Annotated in this window: 17 protein-coding genes and 1 pseudogene; 2 read left to right on the top strand and 16 right to left on the bottom strand. The window is 60.7% G+C overall.

Annotated features, from left to right (window positions below; translation table 11 throughout):
- Nucleotides 1–180: 180 nt before the first annotated feature.
- The 14 genes from KGB06_RS01390 to KGB06_RS01325 all read right to left on the bottom strand — a co-directional run bounded on the left by KGB06_RS01390 (nt 181) and on the right by KGB06_RS01325 (nt 18843).
- A complete protein-coding gene (locus KGB06_RS01390; RefSeq protein ID WP_223511387.1) occupies nt 181–1782 on the bottom strand; it encodes an ABC transporter substrate-binding protein in 1602 nt (533 codons plus the stop codon).
- A gap of 106 nt (nt 1783–1888) precedes the next feature.
- The gene (locus KGB06_RS01385; RefSeq protein WP_223511386.1) at nt 1889–3304 is read right to left on the bottom strand and encodes an aldehyde dehydrogenase family protein; all 1416 of its coding nucleotides are present in this window, start codon (nt 3302–3304) and stop codon (nt 1889–1891) included.
- Nucleotides 3297–4487 carry a pyridoxal phosphate-dependent aminotransferase gene (locus tag KGB06_RS01380; RefSeq protein WP_223511385.1) on the bottom strand — a complete coding sequence of 397 codons (1191 nt, stop codon included), beginning with the start codon at nt 4485–4487 and terminating at the stop codon, nt 3297–3299. The genes KGB06_RS01385 and KGB06_RS01380 overlap by 8 nt, the downstream gene beginning before the upstream one ends.
- Nucleotides 4488–4514: 27 nt before the next feature.
- Nucleotides 4515–6122 carry a 5-guanidino-2-oxopentanoate decarboxylase gene (locus KGB06_RS01375; protein ID WP_223511384.1) on the bottom strand — a complete coding sequence of 536 codons (1608 nt, stop codon included), beginning with the start codon at nt 6120–6122 and terminating at the stop codon, nt 4515–4517.
- A 10-nt stretch (nt 6123–6132) separates the two neighbouring features.
- Nucleotides 6133–8232, bottom strand: coding sequence for an acetate--CoA ligase family protein (locus tag KGB06_RS01370; protein ID WP_223511383.1), 2100 nt, complete (start codon nt 8230–8232; stop codon nt 6133–6135).
- A gap of 18 nt (nt 8233–8250) precedes the next feature.
- Nucleotides 8251–9411: an acyl-CoA dehydrogenase family protein gene (locus KGB06_RS01365; protein WP_223511380.1), complete on the bottom strand. Its 1161-nt coding sequence runs from the start codon at nt 9409–9411 to the stop codon at nt 8251–8253.
- Nucleotides 9412–9452: 41 nt separating this feature from the next.
- On the bottom strand, nt 9453–10244 hold the full coding sequence (locus KGB06_RS01360) for an enoyl-CoA hydratase/isomerase family protein (protein WP_223511378.1): 792 nt from the start codon (nt 10242–10244) through the stop codon (nt 9453–9455).
- A gap of 341 nt (nt 10245–10585) precedes the next feature.
- Nucleotides 10586–11998, bottom strand: a complete 1413-nt coding sequence (locus tag KGB06_RS01355) for an amino acid permease (RefSeq protein ID WP_223511377.1) — start codon at nt 11996–11998, stop codon at nt 10586–10588.
- Nucleotides 11999–12191: 193 nt separating this feature from the next.
- A complete protein-coding gene (locus tag KGB06_RS01350; protein ID WP_223511375.1) occupies nt 12192–14453 on the bottom strand; it encodes an ATP-binding protein in 2262 nt (753 codons plus the stop codon).
- Nucleotides 14450–15223, bottom strand: a complete 774-nt coding sequence (locus KGB06_RS01345) for a substrate-binding periplasmic protein (protein ID WP_223511373.1) — start codon at nt 15221–15223, stop codon at nt 14450–14452. Before KGB06_RS01345 ends, KGB06_RS01350 begins: the two co-directional genes overlap by 4 nt.
- 5 nt (nt 15224–15228) lie before the next feature.
- The gene (locus tag KGB06_RS01340; protein WP_223511371.1) at nt 15229–15945 is read right to left on the bottom strand and encodes a response regulator; all 717 of its coding nucleotides are present in this window, start codon (nt 15943–15945) and stop codon (nt 15229–15231) included.
- Nucleotides 15946–16037: 92 nt separating this feature from the next.
- Nucleotides 16038–16685 carry a TetR family transcriptional regulator C-terminal domain-containing protein gene (locus tag KGB06_RS01335; protein WP_046029566.1) on the bottom strand — a complete coding sequence of 216 codons (648 nt, stop codon included), beginning with the start codon at nt 16683–16685 and terminating at the stop codon, nt 16038–16040.
- A gap of 249 nt (nt 16686–16934) precedes the next feature.
- Nucleotides 16935–17717, bottom strand: a complete 783-nt coding sequence (locus KGB06_RS01330; RefSeq protein ID WP_223511369.1) for a class II aldolase/adducin family protein — start codon at nt 17715–17717, stop codon at nt 16935–16937.
- Nucleotides 17718–17793: 76 nt separating this feature from the next.
- Nucleotides 17794–18843, bottom strand: coding sequence for an ABC transporter substrate-binding protein (locus KGB06_RS01325; RefSeq protein WP_223511367.1), 1050 nt, complete (start codon nt 18841–18843; stop codon nt 17794–17796).
- Nucleotides 18844–19060: 217 nt separating this feature from the next.
- Between KGB06_RS01325 and KGB06_RS01320 the strand changes: the two genes are divergently transcribed.
- Nucleotides 19061–21022 carry an FAD-dependent oxidoreductase gene (locus KGB06_RS01320; RefSeq protein ID WP_223511365.1) on the top strand — a complete coding sequence of 654 codons (1962 nt, stop codon included), beginning with the start codon at nt 19061–19063 and terminating at the stop codon, nt 21020–21022.
- A gap of 66 nt (nt 21023–21088) precedes the next feature.
- Entirely contained in the window at nt 21089–21688 is a 600-nt protein-coding gene (locus KGB06_RS01315; protein WP_223511442.1) for a cupin domain-containing protein, read from the top strand.
- Nucleotides 21689–21717: 29 nt separating this feature from the next.
- Here KGB06_RS01315 and KGB06_RS01310 read toward each other — a convergent pair whose 3' ends face one another.
- Both KGB06_RS01310 and KGB06_RS01305 read right to left on the bottom strand, forming a co-directional pair.
- A complete protein-coding gene (locus KGB06_RS01310) occupies nt 21718–22047 on the bottom strand; it encodes a hypothetical protein (protein ID WP_223511364.1) in 330 nt (109 codons plus the stop codon).
- A 169-nt stretch (nt 22048–22216) separates the two neighbouring features.
- Nucleotides 22217–22399, bottom strand: a pseudogene (locus KGB06_RS01305) (toxin-antitoxin system HicB family antitoxin); the annotation flags it as partial.
- Nucleotides 22400–22949: the final 550 nt, after the last annotated feature.

Genomic DNA, 22949 nt, shown 5'->3' with positions numbered 1-22949 from the left:
TCGTTGTAGCCGACAGGCATTTACGCCGTTACTCGACCCGGTAGCAGCTGGCGAAGCCTGCGTCCGGCTGCGTAGCAGTCGTAAACCCTGTTTGCTCGATTTACCTGAAACACCGCATGCACTGAATTCACGACTGCTTCGCAGCCGGACGCAGGCTTCGCCAGCTGCTACAAAAACCCTTTACGCCTGCCACCAGCGCTCGATCACGCGCAGGCCGTCCAGTTCGCCGTAAGGCGCAGTCTGGCCGCCGTGCGCGACGCGATTCGAACGTGCCGCCACCGAGCTCGCAAACAACGGCACAATCGCCCCGCCATCGTCGCGGCACAGCGCCTGCATTTCGTTGTACATCTCACGGCGCAGCGGGTCGTTCATCTCGCCACGGGCGGTATTCAGCAGCTGGTTGAAGCGCGGGTTGTCCCAATGAGTTTCGTTCCACGCCGCGCCCTTGGCGTAACCGATGCTGAACATCCGGTCGGCGGTCAGGCTGCTGTACCAGAACGAGGTGGTGAACGGTTGCTTCATCCAGACGTTGGAGAAAAACCCGTCCGCCGGCTCACGAACCACATCGATATCGATCCCGGCCTGACGCGCCTGCTCCTTGAACAGCACGGACGCATCCACCGCCCCGGCGTACGCTGCGTCGGAGGCTTGCAGCTTGACCTTGAGCGAATCGACACCGGCCTGGCGCAGGTAAAACCGCGACTTGTCCGGGTCGTAAGCACGCTGCTCCAGCGCGCTGTTGATGAAACGGCTGCCCGGCTGGATCGGATGATCGTTGCCCACCAGACCGTAGCCATGCAGCACCGAGGCCAGCAGCGTTTCACGATTGATCGCGTGCTTCATGGCCAGGCGAATGTTGCTGTTCTGGAACTGCTGGCTGTCGCACAACATCGGGAAGGTGTAGTGCTGGGCGCCTTTGGTTTCTTCGATCACCAGGTTCGGATTCCGCTTGAGCAAGGCCACGGTTTTCAGGTCGACCTTGTTGATCACATCGACTTGCCCGGTGACCAGCGCATTGATCCGCGCCGCGCCGTCGGAGATCGCGATCAATTCGGCGCTGGCGAAATGCGCGCGCCCCGCTTTCCAGTAATCGGGGCTGCGTTCCAGGCCCATGCGAACGCCCGGTTCGAAGTCCTTGAGGCGATAACCGCCGGTGCCGACACCTGCCTGCCAATCCGGCACGCCGTCCTTCGCCGGCATGATCACCAAGTGGTAATCGGCGACGACATAGGCGAAATCGGCGTTGCCCGAATGCAATTCGAACACCACGCTGTCGCTGCCTTGGGCGCTGACCTTGGCCACATCGCCCAACACAGTCTTGGCTGCCGAAGTCGATTTTTCGCCGAGGTGATGCTGGATCGAGGCGACCACGTCTTCGGCGGTCAGGGTTTTGCCGTTGTGGAAGGTCACGCCCGGGCGCAATTTGAAGGTCCAGATGCGCGCATCCGGGGTCGACGTCCAGCTCTCGGCCAGCTCCGGAATCGCGCTGCCGTCCACCGAGATTTCGGTCAGGGTGTTATAGACCGCCGAAAAGCCGACGAAGGTGAAGGTGTCGCTCCAGGAGCCGGGATCTTTCGAATCGGTGGTGCTGCCGCCCGCCAGGCCGAGGCGCAACACGCCGCCGGGTTTTGGCGTCGCTTCTTGCGCAAAAGCCCCCATCGGCAACCCCATGGAAAACGCCCCCGCTACGGCCGCAGCAGCGGCGCTGTATTTGAGGAAGTCCCGACGAGGAAAACTGAATTCATGGTTCGCTTGAGTAATCTTGTTTTTGTTATCGCTCATTGCATTGCCCCCGATCAAAAGCAGCGTAAGTAATGAATTGCCGGTTTAAAGCCACGCAAGGCACCGGGCCATGGCCCGGTGCGCAGATCAATTGAATCGTCAACGGTCACACCTGAATCGCCTTCACTTCAACGAACTCGTTGAGTCCTTCTTCGCCCCACTCCCGACCATTGCCCGATTGTTTGTAGCCACCGAACGGCGCCTGATAATTGAACGCCGCTCCGTTGAGGAAACACTGCCCGGCACGCAACTGCCGCCCCAGATGCAAGGCGCGCTCAGGGCTGCCGGCCCAGACACCGCTGGACAAGCCGAACGGCGAAGCGTTGGCGATTTGAATTGCCTGCGCTTCATCGGCGTAAGGAATCAGGCACAGCACCGGGCCGAAGATTTCTTCCTGGGCGATGCGCATACGGTTGTCGACGTCGGCGAACAGCGTCGGGCTGACGTAGAAACCACGCTCGAATTCGCCAGCCGTGTCGCCGCCGCAGACCAGCCGTGCGCCTTCCTGCTGGCCGACCTGGATGTAATCACGCACGGTGCGCCGTTGCGCCGCCGAACACATCGGCCCGAGGAAACTCTGCGGGTCCAGCGGATCGCCCATGCGCAAGCTCTGGGTTTCGGCGATGGCCAGTTCCACCGCTTCGGAGTAACGACTGGCCGGCAGCAGCATGCGGGTCAGCGCCGTGCAGGTCTGCCCGGAGTTGATCATCACGTCCTGCACGCCGTAGCGCACAGCGGCAGCAAGATCCGCGTCTTCGGCAATCAGCAGCGGCGACTTGCCGCCCAGTTCCAGACACACCCGTTTCACCGATGGCGCGGCCGCTTGCGCCACACGAACCCCGGCGCCGGTGGAACCGGTGAACGACACCATGTCCACGTCCGGGTGTTTGGCCAGCGCTTCACCTACCTTCGAACCCGGCCCGCTGACGAGGTTGAACACACCGGCCGGCAAGCCGATGGACTCGATCATCTGCGCCAGAAAAAAGGCGTGCAGCGGGGTTTCCTGACTGGGTTTGACCACCACGGTGCAACCAGCGGCCAGCGCCGGGGCGAGCTTGCCGATCAGTTGATGCAACGGGTAGTTCCACGGGTTGATGAAGGCGCATACGCCCACCGCTTCACGTATCACCAGCGAGTTGCCGACCTCGCGGACTTCGTCCATCAGGCCTGCGAGTTCGACGTATTGCTCCAGCCCGATGATCGGGCCGTCGACCTGCACCGAGCGGCACCATTGCACCGGCATGCCCAACTCAGCGGTGATGACGGATGCCATCTCGTCGGCCCGTGCGCGCAACTGCTCGGCGAGGGCGCGGATGTAACCGGCACGCACACTCGACGGCGTGCGCGACCATGAACTGAACGCCTTGCGTGCGGCGGCCACCGCGTTGTCGACATCGCGCTCATTGCCCAGCGGCACCGTGCCTGCGATCTCTTCAGTGGCCGGGTTGATCACCTCGGCGATGCCCTGCCCCGATGGGGTTTGCCAGCGGCCATCGATAAACAGCGTTGTGTGGTTATGCATAGACGTGAGCTTCCATCAGTTCAGTGGCGCAACGGGTGATGCGCTGGCAAGCGTCACGCAATGGTTGCGCGTCCAACACCAGCCCCAGGCGAATGTGCCCGGCGGCGCTCGGGCCGAACGCTTCACCGGCCAGCACCGAGACGCCATGGCGGTCGAGCAAGCGGTCGGCAAATGCCTGGGCGCTGAGCCCGGTGTCGCGGATATCGACCATCACGAACATCCCGCCATCGGGTTTCAAGGCACGCACGCCGGGACAATCGGCCAGGCATTCGCAAACCAGATCGCGGCGTTGGCGATAGGCTTCGCGCATCGCTTCCAGTTCTGGCAAGTTGCTTTCGAGGGCGACGACGGCGGCGTCCTGCACGAAATCCGGCAAGCCGTAGAGCATGCACAGCGCGAGGTTTTCCAGGTGCGCAGCAAGGGCTGGTGGTGCTATCGCCCAGCCGATTCGCCAGCCGGTCATGGCGTGGGATTTCGACAAGCTGTTGAGCGTCGCGGTGCGCTCGGCCATGCCCGGCAAACTCGCCGGACTGACGTGCTCACCGTCGAATAGCAACTCGCTGTAGACCTCATCGGAAATCAGCCACAGGTCGTGGGTGATGCACAGGTCGGCCAACGCTTGCCAGGTGGCGCGCGACAAACTGGCGCCGGATGGGTTGTGCGGGCTGTTCAACGCCAGTGCCCGAGTGCGCGGTGTGATGCGGGCGGCGACGTCTTCAGGCAGCACGCGGAAACCGTTTTCGGGGCGCACCGGCACCGGCACCACCACCGCGCCACAGGCACCAAACACTGCTTCATAGGTCACGTACATCGGCTCGGCGACGATCACTTCATCGCCGGGGTTGAGTACGCATTGGGCAACGCTGAACAACGCGCATTGCGCGCCGGCGAGCACGATGACCTGATCGGCCGAGACCTGCTGGCCGCTGCGGCGTCCGTAGTGTTTGGCGACGCTTTCACGCAGGGCGCGTTTGCCACGCACGTCAGCGTAGTGCGTGTTGCCGGACAACAGGCTGTCGATGGCGGCCTGCACAATCGGCATAGGCGTGTCGAAATCCGGGTCGCCTACCGACAGCAGCAGAATGTCTTCACCCTGCTCTTGCAGCGCGAGTGCGCGGTAATGAATGTCCCACGCGGCGGCGCCGTCACCGGCGATACGTTGAGTCAGATCGGAAAAGCGCATGGCGATACCTCTGCCAGAAAATGAAAATCAGTGCGCGCACGCGTGCTTGAGTTCGATCAAGGTCACGCCGTTACGCTTGAAACCGTGACGCAGATCGGTTTGCAGCTCGGCCAGACTTTGCGGCTGGTTCACGGTGCAACCGAACGCGCGGCCAAGGGCGGCGAAATCCGGGTTGCGCGGCAGTACGCCAATCGGTTCGATGTCGAGCCCAAGCATGTCGTCGCGGATCTGTCCCAGCGCGTCGTTGTTCCACAGCAGCACCACCAGCGGGCTGTCGAGTTCTTCGACGGCGGTCGCCAGCTCTTGCGCGGTGTAGAGAAAACCGCCGTCGCCGACCAACACCAGACCTGGCCGCTGCGGCGCGCCGAACTTGGCACCGATGCCCGCCGGCAAGCCGTAGCCCAAGGTGCCGTAACCGGTGGGGTGCAACCAACTGCGTGGCGCCAGGCTGTTGAAGGCGTAGTTGCCGGTGTAGGCCAGTTGGGTCATGTCAGTGCTGATGAACGCATCCTCCGGCAACTCGGCGGCGATACGGTCGAGAATTGCCTGGTGGATCGACTGTAACGGGCCATGGCTTGCCTTCACTGCGTCACGCAAAGCCGCGACGGCAGCAATCGCCACGCTGGCATCGCGCGCGGTGGACGGCAGACGCTCCAACAACACGGCGAGGGTTTGCTGCGCATCGCCGTGCAACGCCACCGCACACGGGTAGAAGTCGTTGAACTTGCGCGGGTCAATGTCTACGCGCAGCAGTTCGGCATTCAGCGGCAAACGTTCGCGCCAGAAATCGGTGTCGGCCATTTCGGTACCAACCGCCAGCACCACGTCGGCTTCGGCGATCAGGTTCCAGCCGGGTTCCACGCACAAAGTCGAGCCGGCGTTCAGCGGTGCATCCGGCGGCAGCAAGCCTTTACCGGCAACACTGGTGAACAGTGGTGCAGCGAGTCGGGTACTGAGGTCTTGCAGTGATTGCTGCGCATTCAACGCACCGCCACCGGCAATGATCATCGGCCGCTTGGCGTTTTGCAGTTTGGCTACGGCCTCCTCCAATGCCGTGGTTGACGCGGCGCCGCGCCCGGGACGGCGCACGACGTCGTTGCTCCAGTCACGGGTGATTTTTGCGGACAGCACGTCCAGTGGCACCGAGATGTGCACCGGACGCGGACGTTCGCTGTCGAACACCGCGTAAGCACGGGCGATCAACTCGGGCAGGTCTTCGGCGCTTAATGCGACCGCCGAGAAGGCGGTGATCGGCGCGGTGATCGAGCGCTGGTCCTGGGTTTCGTGCAGGCAGCCCCACCCTTTGCCGAGGCTGGCGGTGTGGTTGACGCTGGAAATCACCAGCATCGGAATCGAGTCGGCATATGCCTGGCCGATACCGGTCGCGGCATTGGTCACGCCGGGGCCGGTGATGATGAAGCACACGCCCGGTTTGCCACTGACCCGCGCATAGCCGTCGGCCATGAAACTGGCGCCTTGCTCGTGACGAGTCAGGACGTGGCGAATGCCGCTGCCGGGCAGACCGCGATACAACTCCAGCGTGTGTACGCCGGGAATCCCGAATACGGTGTCGACGCCGTAGTTGGCCAGCAGACGTACCAGAGCCTGGCCGCCGGTCAATGTTGTGGTTTGCATATTCAATTCCTCATTCGTGGCCGAGGCGAATCAACGCGTCGACCGCAGTCGTGCCGGCGGCACCGACCAACAATGGGTTCACATCGAGTTCCAGCAACTGCGCGGCGTTTTCGCAGGCGTAATCGGCCACCGCACGGATCGCCGCGACCAGCGAATCCAGATCCGCCGCTTCGCGTCCGCGAAAACCTTGCAGCAACGCCGCACTGCGCAGGCTCAATACCGCCTTGCGAATGGCGCCGTCGGTGGTCGGCAGCAGCAGGCTGCGACTGTCCTTGAGCAACTCCACCAGAATCCCGCCCGCGCCGATGACCAGGGCCAGGCCGAAGTCGTTTTCACGCTTGATGCCGACGATCAATTCAGCCAAGGGCGGTTTAGCCATCGGCTCCAGCAGCACTTGATCGAACGGAACTTGCGGCGCGTACTCGGCAATACTTGCGCGCATTTTTTCCAGCGCGGCGCTCAGGGCAGTGGCGTCCTTGAGGTTCAGCGCCACGGCGCCAGCTTCAGTTTTGTGTGGCAGATGCGCGCTGACTGCTTTGAGCACCAGCGGATAACCCAGCGCGTTGGCGTCACTCAGTGCTTTATCCGGCGTACTCAATACGCCGTTGGGCGTCGGCAGGCCAAAGGCTCGCAATGCGCTTTTGGAATCCCACTCGTTGAGCAAGTGACCATCACCTTCTAGCGCCTGCGGGCACAACGGCACCAGCGCCGATTCACCGAGCGCCAGCAGCGCCTGACGATTGCGCTGATAACCGGCGATCCGGCCCCACGCCGCCAAGCCATCCTCCACCCCTTGCAACGCCGCCACGCCCTGCGCATGCAGACGTTCACGAGCATGGGCCGGCAGCAGTTCCGGAAACGCCGAGGTGACGAAACCGGTCTTGCCGTGGCGGACCAGCGCGGCACAAAACAACTCCAGCAGCAGGTCGCATTCCTTGCGTTCGCCGGTGAACTGCGCCGGGTAATCGAGCACCAGCATCGCTGCGTCGGCTTCAGTGCGCAGGGCGCTGTCGAGCATGCGGTTCAAGGCTTCGCCGTCGCCCCAGATCGCCGTGGTGAAATCCAGCGGATTGACCAGGTTGGCGTAGCTTGGCAGCACCTGCGCCAGTTCTCCGACTTGGCCTTCATCGAGCTTGGGCAGACTCAAGTCATTGCGCTCGGCGTAGTCGGCAATCAGCCCGGCATCGCCGCCCGAACAGGCCAGCGCGATCAAGCTGTTGCCCGCCGGTAACTTGCCGCACGCTGCCGCTTTCAGGGTTTCAACAAAACTCACCGGGCCACTGACGCGGATCACGCCAAGGCGCGCGAACAGGCTGTCGTACAGCGCATCGGAGCCGGACAGCGAACTGGTGTGACTGAGTGCCAGTTCGGCACCAATCTGCGACACGCCGGTTTTCAGGGCGATGATCGGGATGCCTTTCTCCAGCGCCTTGTGCGCGGCGCGGGCGAAACCCGGCACGTTTTTCAGGCCTTCGAGGTGCAAGCCGATGGCGGTGACGCGCGGCTCATCGAGCAACACGTCCATCAGTTCGGCGATGCCCAATTGTGCCTGATTGCCGACCGACGCCATGTAGGCCACCGGCAGCGAACGGTCGCTCATCGACAAGTTGTAGGCGAAGTTGCCGCTCTGGGTCAGCACGGCGACGCCCTTCTCCACCGGTTTGCCACCATGGGCCACCGGCCACAGCGCGGAGCTGTGCAGGTAGTCGAGCAAGCCGTAGCAGTTGGGACCGAGCAAAGCCATGGTGCCGGCCGCTTTCAATAACTGTTGCTGCAAGGCCAGGCCTTCGGCGCCGGTCTCGGCGAACCCGGAGGCGTAGCAGATCACTCCGCCTGCGCCCTTGGCCGCCAGTTCGGCGACGCAGGTCAGGGTCAGCTCGCGGTTGGTCGCGATAAACACCGCGTCCGGGCCGCACGGCAGATCGGCGATGCTGTGCACACATGGCACGCCTTCAAGCGTGTCGTGCTGCGGATTGACCAGCCACATCTCACCCAGGTAGCCACCTTCGGCGCAGCGCTTGAGTGCGCGAGCCATGCTGCGGCCACCGACAAACGCCAGATGGCGCGGCGCGAGCAGGCGTTTGAGATTGTCACGAATCGTCTGCGACATAAATATTCTCCGGGCCGATCAGCGCAACAGCGGCCGCAGCAATTCGCGGGAAATGATGTGGCGCTGGATCTCCGAGGTGCCTTCCCAGACGCGCTCGATCCGCGCGTTACGCCAGATGCGCTCCACCGGACATTCATCCATCAGGCCCATGCCACCGAAAATCTGTACCGCCTCATCGGCCACTTTGCCGAGCACTTCACTGGCGAACAGTTTGGCCATGCCGGCTTCGCCATCGGTCATGGTGCCCTGGTCCATTTTCCAGGCGGTGTGCAAGGTCAGCAGTTCAGCCGCGCGGATCTGCGTGACCATGTCGGCGAGCTTGAACGAGATGCCCTGATAGGTGCCGATCGGCTGGCCGAACTGCTTGCGATCCGCCGCCCATTGCAGCGATACATCCAGCGCGCGTTGCGCCTGACCGACGCAGTTGGCGGCGACCATGACACGCCCGGCGGTCAGCCAGGCGTTGGCCACGTCCCAACCCTTGCCGACTTCACCCAACACTTTGGAAGCAGGTACGCGGCAGTCGTCGAAAAACATTTCGTAGGTGTGGTAACCGCGGTTGCTCACGCACTTCGGACCACGGCGGATGGTCATGCCCGGCGTGTTGCGATCGACCAGGAACGAGGTCACGGCGTTGCGCTTGCGGCCGTTGTGTTCGTAGGTGTCGGTGACCGCGAAGACGATGGCGAAATCGGCGTGACCTGCATGGCTGATGAAGTGTTTGCTACCGTTCAGAATGAAGTCATCACCCTCACGTACGGCGCGGGTCTTGATCGCGTTGGCGTCAGACCCAGCACCCGGTTCGGTCAGCGCAAAGCAGTCGACTTTCTCGCCCTGGATGCACGGCAACAGGTAGTCATTGATTTGATCACCGGTGCAAGCCATGAGGATTTTCGACGGCCGTGCGACGAACACATGCAGCGCCCATGACACCTTCGACAGTTCACGCTCGATCAGCGCCTGGGACAGGTAGTCCAGACCGCCACCGCCGACTTCTTCCGGCATGTTGAAGGCATAGAAACCGGCCGCGATGGCCTTGCCGCGAATCTGTGCCGCCAGCTCCGGGGAGACTTCGTCGGCACGGTCGACCGCTTCCTCATGCGGCAGCAGCTCCTTGGCGACAAAACTGCGTACCGCGTCCACCAACATTTCTTGTTCTTGGGTCAGTTGGAAATTCATGGGGCTACCTGTTGTTCGTGTACTAAATGTGGTGTCGGGGCTTATCGACCGATAAAACTGGCCGGACGTTTTTCGATGGAGGCGCGCAGGGCTTCGTTGCCGTCTTCGCTGCGACCGCACAACAGGCCGGCGGCCAACTCGGCTTGCAGTTGCTCCGGCAGGCTGCGTTGGGCGCCTTCACGCATGAGTTTTTTGGTCTGGGCAAACGCGAATGTCGGGCCGTTGGCCAGGCGCGAAGCGAGTTCAGTGGTGACGTCGAACAGTTGCTCATCGGCGCAGACTTCGCCGACCAGGCCGGCAGCCAGGGCGCGATCGGCGCCCCACAACTCGTCGAGGAACAGCAGGCGCTTGGCTTGTTCGGTGCCGATCAGCCGTGGCAGATGCCAACTGGCACCGGCGTCCGGCGAGTAGGCCATGCTGGTGTAGCCTGCCTTGAAGCGCGCCGATTGCGCAGCGATGCGCAGGTCGCAGCACAACGTCAGGTCCATCCCCGCGCCGACGGCGGTGCCGTTGATGGCCGCGATGGTGGGTTTGTCCAGGCTGTACAAACGGCTCATCAAGGCGTGAGCGGTTTCGGTCCAGCCGTAGGTTTCGAGGGCGCCACGGGCTTCGGCTTCGGCCCACTCGGCGAGGTCGGCACCGGCACAGAAGCTGCGACCGCTGCCGGTCAGCACAACGACTCGCACGGCGGGGTCGGCGTTAAAAATGTCCAACAAGGCGTGGAGGTTTTTCAGGGTCGGGATGTCCAACGCATTGCGCTGAGCAGTGCGATTGAGGGTGATCCAGGCAATGCCGGCTTCGACCTGACTGAGCAGAGAAGATTGAGTAGTCATGCGAATCCTCGAATTATTTTGATTGGTCTGAGGTGATGCGACTTGAGGCCATACTAAACGAGTGTTCAGTAAGGCGGCAATTGGGGATGGAATTGGCTGTAACAGCCAAATAAATCTAATAAGTCATTGTTTTAATTAGTTTATTTTCTTATGTGAGCTTTCATCGCAGGAGATCTGTTACAACTTTGAACAACTGACCACAACGCACTTGCCCACCGCAAAACAACTGTGGGAGCGAGCCTGCTCGCGAAGAGGGCATCACATTCAACATCTCTGTTGACTGATCCACCGCTATCGCGAGCAGGCTCGCTCCCACAGGGAATGCGCTTTGAATCAAAGATTTAAACGGTCGGCAAACTCGGCGCCAGCACCGCTTCGCGCTTGCGATGAATCAGGAAGTACGCGCCATAGCACAGCGCGATAAACCCAAAGCCCCAGTACAACGAAGGCCTTTGCGTTTCATCCAGCGCCAGAAACACAAACAGCGAGCAGCACAACGCAATGCACGTCAGTGGCAGCAGCGGAAACCACGGCGCGCGGTATTTCAAATCACTGAGTTTTCCGCCATCACGCAGATACGCCCTGCGGAATTTGTACTGCGCCAGCGCAATCACAATCCAGGTCACGGTGCCCGACATGCCGCTCACCGCCATCAGCACCATGAACAGCGTGTCTGCCGCGACAAAACTGGTCATCAGCGACACCAGCGCAAAACACAACGTGATGCTTAGCGCTCGTAACGGCACGCCGCGCTTGCTCAAGGGCGACAGGCTTTTCGGCGCCATACCGGTCTTCGACATCGCCCACAGAATGCGCGTCGAGGCGTACAGCCCGGAGTTACCCACCGACAGAATCGCCGTGAGGATCACGAAGTTCATCAGGTCAGCGGCGTACGGAATGCCGACCATGTCGAACACCTGTACGAACGGACTTTCCATCAAACCGGCTTGCTGCCACGGCACGATTGCCGACAGCACCACAATCGCCAGCACATAGAAAATCAACACGCGAAACACCACGTTGCGCACCGCACGCGGGATGCTTTTTTCCGGTTGATCAGTTTCGCCGGCGGCCACGCCCATGATCTCGCAGCCCTGGAAGGCGTAGACCACGGTCATCATCACCGCGAACACCGCCGACAGGCCGTTGGGGAACAGTGAGTCGCCTATAAGGTTACTCATCATCGGTGCCGGTGCACCGCTGGTCAGCGGGATTGCTCCAAAGATCACCAGCACGCCGACCACGATGAAGCCAAGAATCGCCGCGACCTTGATCCCGGAGAACCAGTATTCCGCTTCACCGAAGGCGCGGGTCGCCAGTGCGTTCAAACCGAACAGCACCACCACGAACAACGCCGACCAGTACCAGATCGGCACCGTAGGAAACCAGCGCGTCATCAACATGCCCGCCGCCGTGAACTCCAGCCCCACGGTGGTCGCCCAGCTCATCCAGTACACCCAGCCGATCATGAAACCGGTGGCCGGCCCGATGAATTTGGTCGCGTGGGTTTGAAACGAGCCGGACACCGGCATTTGTACGGACAACTCGCCCAGGCACACCATGACCAGGTACATCAGGAAACCGGCAACCAGATACGCCAGAATCGCTCCCACCGGGCCGCCCTGATTGATGGTCACGCCAGAGCCCATGAACAGCCCGGTGCCAATCACGCCGCCTAGCGACAGCATGAAAATGTGCCGGCTTTTCAGGGCGCGGGTCAGTTGGATGCCTTTGGTTTCGGTAGATTTGCTCATGTCCACACCTCAATTATCAGCAAGGTGCGCGGCATGGCGCGGGGAAAGATCAGCTTTACGGCAGTTCATTATTATTATCTCCAATAAGCTTCGAAGACCGCGCTGTGGCGGTTGCGTCGATTATTGGAAGCCCATGTAAGGTCCCGTTGACCGTAAAGATCGAAGTTGTAAAAAGTCGTAACAAACTTGTACGTCAGCGGTGCAGCAACTCAGCCAGCGTCTGTTGCGAACGCTGCAGTTGCGCATGAACCTTGGGCGCCAACGCCCGCAATGCCGACTCGTCGTTGACCATCGCGGCCTCTTCCAAAGCGCGCAGCACATTGGCCAAAGCGCGAAATCCCAATGAGTCGCTGCTGCCAGCCAGGCGATGCGCCAGGTGCGCGACTTCGGTGCAGTCGTCGGCCTCGATGGCTTCGGTCAGTGCTTCGCGATGCTGACTGATCGAATCGCGCAACACCGCCAGCAAGCCCTGAAGTTTCTGTTCACCGAGTAAGGTGCGATGGGTGTCCAGCAACGGCCAATCCATCGCCTCGTCAACAGGCTGCGGCGCAGATACCGGCAATTGCCCAGCCAGCGCTTGTCGCAGGTTTTCGAGCTTCAGCGGCTTGGCGAGAATGCCATCCATCCCGGCCTCCAGATAACCGCGCATCAAGGCCGGCTGCACGCTGGCGGTCAGGGCAAAAATCCGGGTGTGACGGTTCGGACCTGCGTTGTGGCGAATCAGTTTGCACAGCTCGACGCCGCTGATGCCCGGCAGGTGCACATCAAGCAGGATCAAATCGAACGTCTGCCCGGCACATTGCACCAGCGCCTGCTCTCCTTCTTCGGCGAGCCAAACCTGATGCCCGTCGCGCTGCAACAAGCCGCTGACCACTTCACGGTTCAGCGCCACATCCTCGACCACCAGAATATTCAGTGCCCGCACGGTTTCGCTATTCTGCACCACAACTGTAATGCCGGTAGACGCCTGCAACGTCAGCTCGAACCAGAAACAACTGCCCCGCCCGACTTCGCTTTCGACACCGATCCGTCCGCCCAATTGTTCGACCAGATGCTTGCTGATCGCCAGCCCGAGCCCGGTTCCGCCAAAGCGTTGCGCCACCTCTTCGCTGGCCTGGGTAAAGCGCTCAAAAATCTTTTCCTGCAAGGCCGGGGCGATGCCGATGCCGTTGTCCGTGACGCTTACGCGCAAGCGTTGCCCGCTCTGTCCCGGAACTTGGGCCAGCAGCGCAACCTCGACCTCAACCTTTCCACCTTCGGTGAACTTGATCGCGTTGGCCAGCAAGTTGCTCAACACCTGACGCAAGAATTGCTCGGCGCCGTGGTGCCGGTCGGCAACCTGCGGATCGAATCGGCAATGCAGCGTTGTGTCGTTGCTCAACGCGCGCGGTTCCAGCAGGGTCAACACCTCGTCGAGCAGTTGCCGGATCGAGAAATCGACCGGTTCCGGATGACTGACGCCCTCCTCCAATCGGGCGAAATACAACACCTCGTTGAGAATCGACAGCAACCCTTCCCCGGCCTTGTACAGCGCATCCAGCCGTTTGCCGTCGAGCTCATCCAGACGTGCGCCGCGCAGCAACTCGGCCATGCCGAGAATCCCGTTGAGCGGGGTGCGCAACTCGTGGCTCATGGTCGCCAGAAAGCGCGACTTGGCGAGGTTGGCGGCCTCGGCTTCGTCCTTGGCGCGCATCAGGCTGGCGGTGCGGCGCTCGACCAGCCTGAGCAGTTCATCGCGATTGTCTTGCAGGGCCAGCCGATCGGTTTCGCGGCGGTCAATGTCACTGAGAATCGCCCGACGCATATCGTCCAGCGCGTGGGCCACGGTGTCGATTTCGTCTTCGTGGGTATGCCGACGCTTGTCCAGGTGCAAGGGCTCGTGCCAGTCACCGGCGGCGATGCGCCGGGCAAATTCGGCCATGACTTGCAGGTGACGGGTGACCAAGCGGTAAAACAGCCCCGACAACGCCACCGCCAGACCGCAAAGGAACACGCTCATCCACAACAGGCTGGTCAAACCGGTGGCGTACAGGCGCTGATGCACCGCACCCAGATCGGTGCTGACTTCTAACTGACCCAAGTGCCGGGAAGGCCCGGTCGGCGGTTGATAATCCAGTTCAAAACGCTCGATGCGTAATGGCCCGATCGGTTCGGGATTGCCTTGCAGTAGATCAAAATCGGGGCTGGTCAGGTGTACCCGCGCCACGTCGGAAAAGTCCACCAGCCCCCGCAGCTGCACGTTCAATTGTTCCTGGTTCAAGTCCCAAAGACTGCGCTCCAGACTGGCCAGATAACCGGCACGAATCAGCTCCATGCGTGAGTCAATGTCGCGCATTTCGCGGCGGTACTCGAAGTACAGCTGCACGGTGCTCGCCAGCACGGTGAAACACAGGCTGAACAACAGAATGAACAGCAGCAGACGCCGCAACAGTCCACCGGGCCGGGCGCGGATCATTTGGAATTCGCCGGCAGGTTGATCATGTCGCGGTAGGTGACTTCGCTTTCATTCAACAAACGCTCGACCTCCCCGGTATCGACCATGCGTTTCAGTTGCTCATCGATGTCCGGCATGCGCTTGGCCAACGGCGACTTGCGCGACACAGCCACCCGCAAATAGTCGACGCTCAAGGCATTGGGCAGCGCGACGATGTCTTTCGCGCCCGGCAGATTCTCGACGTAAAGCTGCCCGGTGCGCCGTTCCGAGGTGATGAAATCAATTCGCCCGCGAATCAGTTTGCCGAAGTTCTGGCCACTGTCAGAAACCCATTCGATGTTCTGGTGTTGGGCGACCAAACGGTCGAAATCCACGCCGTAACTTTCACCGAACAACAACCCGCCACGGTAATTTGCCAGGTCCTCCAGACGCTCGAATTTCACCGGGTGCTGACGATTGATGAACAACGCAACCTCCTCACGCAACACCGGCACCGTCGAAAAAACCATGCTCTGTTCACGTTGCGCGGTGCTGTAGGCCAACACCACATCGACCCGGCCTTCGGCGGCGTCGAGCAGGCAGCGTTTCCAGTTACCCAGCACGATGATGTCGACGTCGTAGCCCAGTCGCCCAAAAAGGTTTTTCACCACACTCGGGGCCAGGCCGCGCACGTGTTTGCCGTCACTCCAGGAGATCGGCGGGTACACCGGATAGTCGCAGTAGCGAACTGTTTCCACCGCCATCGCGCTGTTCGCGGCCAGTGCCCACAGCAGGCCAAGCACACGCAACATCGGGCTCAGGCCGCCACGCTGGCGGTAAACAGGTAACCGGCGCCGTGAATGGTAATGATCAACTGCGGCTCGGCCGGGTCATCATGCAACTTGCGGCGCAAGCGTCCGACCAGCACGTCGATGGAGCGGTCGTTAGGCACCCATTCGCGATTGCGGATCTGGTCCATCAGTTGATCGCGGCTCAAGGTGTGGCCACTGTTGCGCAAAAACACGCTGAGCAACTGGTATTCGCCGTGGGTCAGCAGGGTTTCGCTGCCCGTCTGGTCGATCAACCGTCGGCGGTCCGTGTCCAGCGCCCAGGTGGCGAATTGTTTGACCGGTTTGGCGATGGCCGCCACTGGTTGAGGGATTTGCGCATGACGAACCCGGCGTATCAGGTTTTTTGCCCGCGACACCAGTTCGCGCGGGTTGAGCGGTTTGATCACATAGTCATCCGCGCCGCATTCAAGGCCGACGATGCGGTCGATTTCGTCGTTGCGCCCGGTGATCAGAATGATCCCGACTTCCGAGCGCACCCGCAGCTCCCGGGTCAGGGTCAGGCCGTCCTTGCCCGGCAGGCGGATATCGAGCATTACCAGATCGACCGTCTGGCTCGCCAGGAAAGTTTCGGCCAGCTCCGCCGTGGCGGCGCAATGCACCTCATAACCCTCTTGGGACAAGTAGGCCTGCAGCAGTTCGCGTATCAGCGGATCGTCGTCGACGATCAATACCCGAGGAGTCATCGCATGGTGTCCCGCGTATGCCCGAAGGCGTATTTCTTATTAGAGTGTTTTGTTGCATTGGCGCCAGAGAGTATCGACAGCTGAACGACCGATCAACAACCCGTCGTCTGGACGCAAAACCGTTGGCGACCACCGGCCTGCAATCCGTCGACCCAGGCCTCGCAAATCTGGATGCCCTGCTCCGGCGTGAACGTGCCGGGATTGAGCCCCGACTCCAGCCACAAGCCGTCGAGCAATGCGCTGAGGCTGATGGCGGCCAGATCGGCGTCGAAATTTTCCCAGCTTTCTTCCTGCGCTAATTCGGTCAGTACCTTGCGCAAAATGCCGCGGTACTCGCCATAGGAATGCTCGTGCGCAAGATTGATCGACTCCGCCGTGCGTACCGCGCCCCAGAACGCCAACCAGGCATCGATCAATTGCGGATCGAGCAATTCGGCGGAAAACGAGCCGCGGAAGAACGCCGACAGACGCTCGCGGGCGTTGGGTGCCGCGTGTGCCATGGCGTCGCGCAGCAAGCTCATGACGCGGCCGGTAATCGCCCGGTAGGCCTCGGCCACCAGTTCATCCTTGCCGGAATAGTGATGGCTGATCAGCCCGACCGAGACGCCCGCCTCGGCGGAAATCTTACGGATCGAGGCGCCCTGGAAGCCATGGCGCTTGAGGCACACCAGCGTCGCCTCGATCAGATTGGCCTTGCGCAACTCCGGCTCCATGCGGGAAAAACGGGCTTCCTGACTCATGCGCGACACTCTCCGTGGATCAATCGTTAGGGACGCGGTGGGTTAATCCGCGCGCTGAACGACTGTACAGCAAGAGGGTGGCAAGTCTCTAGTCGGTTGCATGGCTCTGAGACCGTGTCGCGCCCATCGCGAGCAGGCTCACTCCTACATTTGATCTGTGTAAACCGGCTATGGATGCCCGACACACAAAACCCTGTGGGAGTGAGCCTGCTCGCGATGGGGCCAGCCCACCCAGTACAGAGCCAAAGGTCAATCCCGATAACCCGGCGCCACCCGATCAAGCAGGCGCAGCATCGCAGCCCACGCCAATTGCATAGCATCCGGGTCGCTCAACTCGCCTTCGTCCAGCGGCCGGCCAGGGTCGTTGAACTGACGTTCGGTGTGTTCACAAACCTGCGCCGGCGGCAAAACCAATTCACCGGCCGCTTGCGCGGCAAGCTGGATTTCGCAGGCTTTTTCCAGGTAGTACATGCGCAAAAAGGCCTGGCTGACGGTGTCACCCACGGTCAGCAAACCGTGGTTGCGCAGCATCAACACCGGTTTGTCACCGAGGTCTTGAACCAGACGCTGCTGCTCACTCATGTCCAGCGCCACGCCTTCATAGTCGTGGTAAGCAACCCGGCCATAGAACTCCATCGAGATCTGATTCACCGGCAGCAACCCGCACTTCAACGCAGCGACTGCACAACCGGATTTGGTGTGGGTGTGCAGCACGCATTGCGCGTCCTCACGAGCCCCGTGAATAGCGCTGTGAATCACAAACCCCGCCGGATTCACCGGATACGGCGACGGCTCAACGGCCCGGCCATCCAGGCCGATCTTCACCAGATTGGACGCGGTGATTTCATCAAACATCAGCCCATACGGATTGATCAGGAAGTGATGCTCAGGCCCCGGCAGACGCACCGAGATGTGGGTGAAGATCAGATCGGTCATGCGAAAGTGCGCGATCAATCGGTAACAGGCGGCCAATTCCTCGCGCAGGCGTTGCTCGGTGGCGCTGCGCTGAGAAAACGTGGCGATCTCGTTCATTATTTTTAAGTCTCCAGGCTGATCGACTGGGCGAAACAGTAAGGCTGGACGCGCTACGACGTCCAGCCGCTTGCGATTACTTGCTGGCCCAGGCGTTGAAGCGTTCTTCAAGTTCCTCACCGTGATCAACCCAGAACGCCACGTCCATCGACAGCGCACCCTTCAGGTTTTGCGGCGCGGTGGGCACCCATTGCGCGAGTTTACTGTCCAGTTTCGCGGCAGCCTCGGTATTGGTCGGACCGTAAGGGATTTGCTCCACATACTTGACCTGTGCATCCGGCTGATTGGCGAAGGCGATAAAACGCTTGGCCTGATCGACATGTTTGGAGCCTTTGATGATCGCCCAATAATCCATGCCATACAGACTGCCCGGCCACACCAGGTCGAGATGACTACCGCTTTGCGCAGCTGCGGCCACACGTCCGCTGTAGGTGGAGGTCATCACCACATCTCCGGCCGTCAGCCATTGCGCCGGTTGCGCGCCGGCTTCCCACCACTGGATGTAGGGCTTGAGTTCGGTAAGTTTGGCGAAGGCGCGGTCGACACCCTGCGGCGTATTCAGTACGGAATACACGTCCTCGACCTTCACGCCGTCGGCCAGCAAGGCGAATTCCAGGTTGTACACCGCACGTTTACGCAGGCCGCGCTTGCCGGGGATTTTCTGTACGTCCCAGAAATCGGCCCATGACGTCGGGGCCTGCGCCAGCTTCTGCGTGTCGTAGGCAATCGCCACGCTCCACACCAGCGCCGCCGAACCGCACGCCTGCGCGGCATCGGGAATCAATTGCTCGGCACGGCCGAGTTTGGTCCAGTCCAGTTTCTCGTACATGCCTTCGTCGCACCCGCGCATAAGGTCTGGGCCTTCGATCTGCACCACGTCCCAATCGGCATTGCCGGTGTCGACCATCACTTTGATCCGAGCCATCTCGCCGTTGTATTCGCTCTGGATAAGCTTGCTGTGATCCGCGACGCTGAATGGTTGGAAGAACGCCACATCCTGAGCCTTTTGGCCGGCACCGCCGTAACCCACCACCACCATGTCCGGCGCTGCCTGAGCGCTGCCCAAGCCCATGGCCAGGGACAGCATCAAGGGATAAAAACCGTGCTTGAGCGTGTTCGATTTCATCAGTGGTTCCTCTTGCGGGTGCCATGCGACTCAATGCCGCCGTGACCCCTTTTTATTGTTGTGAGGTTCGCCCCAGGTGCAGGCGCCAAATGAATCTACTTCGAGCGCAAGTAAAAAAACAAGTTGATTTTTTACTGAAGGTAAATTTCTATAGGCAAATAATAACAACGCCGAAAACCCGGCCTTTCGGCTTCAGCCCGCCTGGAGTACCCGCACCATGCCGTCCACTTCCGCCGCCTTTGCACACCTGTTCGAACCCTTGCAGTTGCGGGGAAAACGCCTGAAAAACCGCATCATGTCCAGCGGTCACGACACGTCGATGCCCACCGACAATTTGGTCAACGAGCAACTGATCGCCTATCACTCCGCGCGAGCCGAAGGCGGTGTCGGGCTGATTGTGCTGCAAGTGGCCGGGGTGCATGACAGCGCGCGATACACCTCGCACGTGCTGATGGCCACAGACGACGCGTGCATCGAGGGTTATCGAAAAATCGCTGACAGCTGCCATGCTCACGGTACGGTAGTGCTGTCACAGATTTTCCATCCGGGGCGGGAAATCATGGAGTCCAGCGATGGGCTGCTGGCGGTCGCGTATTCACCTTCGGCGGTGCCCAACGAGCGCTTTCGGGTGATGCCGCGTGCGCTGGATCAGACGATGATCGATGAGATCGTCACCGGTTATGGGGCTGCGGCCCGACGTCTGTATCAGGCTGGAATCGACGGTGTGGAAGTGGTGGCCAGCCATGGTTACCTGCCGGCGCAATTCATCAACCCGCGGGTCAATCGTCGCACCGATGGCTACAACGGTGAACTGGAGCAGCGTCTACGCTTTCTGCGCGAAGTGATCGCCGCCGTGCGCGCCAACACCGATGAGCACTTCATCATCGGCTTGCGCATCTCCGCCGACGAGCGCGATCCCGAAGGGTTGACCGAAGATGAATCCCTGGCCGCCGTGCAATCGCTGCAACCGCTGCTGGATTACGTGCACATCGTCGCGGGTACCTCGGCCTCCTTGGGTGGCGCGGTGCACATCGTGCCGCCGATGGCGATCGAAGCGGCCTACCTCGCCAAGGAAGCCGGCACGTTCAAGGCCAGTCTGTCGATTCCGCTGTTCGTCACCGGGCGCATCAACCAGCCACAGGAAGCCGAACTGATTCTGGCGCGCGGTCAGGCTGACGTCTGCGGCATGACCCGCGCCCTGATCTGCGACCCGCAAATGCCCAACAAAACCGACACCGGCCACGTCGAAGATGTGCGGGCCTGCATCGCCTGCAATCAGGCATGCATCGGCCACTTCCACAAAGGCTTGCCAATCTCCTGCATCCAGCATCCCGAAACCGGGCGCGAACTGATCTTCGGACAACGGCAACCGGCGAAGCAACGTAAACGCATCATGATCGCGGGCGGTGGGCCCGCAGGCATGAAAGCCGCCGCCGTTGCCGCCCAGCGCGGACACGACGTGACCCTTTACGAAGCCAGTTCGCAACTCGGCGGCCAAGTCTTGCTCGCGCAACTCTTGCCCAAGCGTGCGGAATTCGGCGGCGCCAGCACCAACCTGCAACGCGAAATGGAACTGGCCGGCGTGCGCGTCGTGCGCAACACCCGCGTCGACCGGGCACTGGTGGAACGCGAACAGCCAGACATGGTAATCGTCGCCACCGGCGCCGAACCCTATTGGCCGGCGTTCGAGCGCGGCGGTGAATTGCAGGTGGTAGACGCCTGGCAAGTGCTGCGCGACGAGGTGCAAATCGGCCGTTCCGTGGTGGTGGTCGACTGGCGCTGCGACTGGATCGGCCCCGGCATCGCCGAACGCCTGGTCCGCGCCGGACATCAAGTGCAACTGGCGGTCAACGGCACCCATTGCGGCGAAAACCTGCCGCTTTACGTGCGCGATCAACTGGCCGGCGAACTGCACAAACTCGGCATCCCGATCACCCCCTACGCCCGCCTGTATGGCTGCGACGACAACACCGTCTACCTGCAACACACCGCCAGCGGCGAACCGATGCTCTTCGAAAACATCGACACATTGGTGCTCTGCCAAGGCCATCAACCTGTCGATACCCTCGGCGCAGAGTTGCAAGGCCTTGTGGAGTTTCGCCGCATCGGCGACTGCCTCGCCCCACGCACCGCCGAAGAAGCCATTTACGAAGGTTTGAAAGTCGCGTGGGAGCTTTAAGGCTGTTTATACTCCGGGGTTTTGACAGATCCCGGTTTGGAGCACGCCATGAGCAACAGCAGCAAGATGCAGCCTGCCACCGGCGCGCCCATACAGGACAGCGCCACTGCTGAGCCGCACTTCCTCGGCACCCGGATTCGTGGCCTGCGCAAACGCCGGGGCATGACCCTGGCCGAACTGGCGCAGATGAGCGAGTTGACGGCGGGGTACATCAGCCAGCTAGAACGCAACCTCGCCTATCCCTCCATCCCTGCCCTGTTCAACATCGCCCGGAGCCTGGGCGTGACCATTCAATGGTTCTTCGCCAGCGAAACGCAAACGGCGCCGGAAGATGACGGCATTGTCGTGCGTAAAAATACCCGGATGAGCGTGCATTACGAAGACGGCATTGTGGATCATCTGCTGACGCCGCAGCCGAATCGGCAGTTGGAGATGCTGCACTCGCGGTTTCCTCCGGGGGCTTATAGCCAGCAGAGTTACAGTCATGAAGGCGAAGAGGCTGGGTATTTGCTGTCGGGGAGTTTTGAGCTGTGGGTGGGGGAACGGCATTTTTTGCTGGGTGAAGGGGATAGTTTCAGCTTTTCCAGCCAGGAACCGCATCGGTATGGGAATCCGGGGGATGTGGATGCGGTGGTGATTTGGGTGGTTACGCCGCCTACGTTTTGAGCGTTTGGCATTGGCTGCCCAATGTCAGCTCACAGACTCTTCTGTTGAGCTGAATCGTCAGTAGACAGGATGAGTGGCTGCGCTACCAGCTCCGAATCGGTATCAGCCTTCTCTTGAGGTTGGGATCTGGCGGTGACAAAAGGGGCTGCTAATCGCCGCACACCTCTTTCAATGAATGTGAGGAGGCCAAAGGTGATGAAGCCGAAGATCAGCCCGACAACCAGAATACTCAACGGGTGGATTTGCTCTGCGTCAGAGCCGTCCATCATGTAGAAAAAAGCCTGAACACCAACGGCCACACAGGCCGCTACGGCTGCTATCAGCTTCACAGACAACCAAAGCCGTTGCCATTTGTTCATTCTTCCTCCGTCATCCGGGCATTTGCTGTGTATTGCATGATAGCTAATGACGTGGATTTGCCTTGTTTTCTCAATTTGGAATGGTGCTTTGGTTCTCGCTGAGCGGGAGCGATACCGGATTGGTGGACTTTAGCGACCGTCAGTCAGTATTGCGTGCTACCCGGGCCGAGAGTTTGGCACGCGTATCCAGATAATCAGTGACGGCCTCTTCGAAGGCTTTTCGAAGCTCCCGTACTGACTCGCCATGAAAGCCAACGATATCCTTGAGGCCCGCGATGTGGCCGACAAACAGGCTGTCTTCGTCGCTGTATTCAATTCGGGCTGCATAGCCTTGGTAACTCATTACGTTCATGGGGTGACTCCTGCTTGTTCAAGGAAAGCCCGCGCATCACGAACTAGGTAGGGTTTTGCTTCTGGCGTTCCGGTTTTGCACGATTACCAGACTATCCGGGTGACTCTTGATGAAGTTGTAGGCAAAATCCGAGAGTTGCGTAAGGGGGTACGCTTGCTGTGCTTTTGAGCAGGTTGCCACCTTGTTGGCCATATATTCGGCGGGATACTCTCCAGTCGTCGCTGAACATTCAGCGATCGGGCTTGGTAACCCGTCGAGTTACGCAACAGCGCTTCCTTCACAGTTTCTGGCAGTCTTACGCCTGCGAACTTGTGTTATGGCGGCTGTGCGTGGGACGCCTTCTGGCGTGCCGGTTTCCTTGACTCCCGGTTTACCAACCTGCGCGCAGCTGCCACCCATTCGCTTGGTAACGAAAGTGGCAGCTCCTTATGTCAAGGAGTTGGACAAATGCACACTGTAAATCCGAACAAACCTGGTCTTTTCTCTCCGCGCGACTCCATGTTGCGTAATGCTCCATCGCTCGCCCTCTTCCAAAACCGCCCCCTCACTG

The sequence above is a fragment of the Pseudomonas sp. GL-B-19 genome, from assembly GCF_019956415.1.
Taxonomy (GTDB): domain Bacteria; phylum Pseudomonadota; class Gammaproteobacteria; order Pseudomonadales; family Pseudomonadaceae; genus Aquipseudomonas.
Note: the sequence above shows the minus strand (reverse complement) of the source record. Positions and strands in the feature narration are given on the sequence as shown.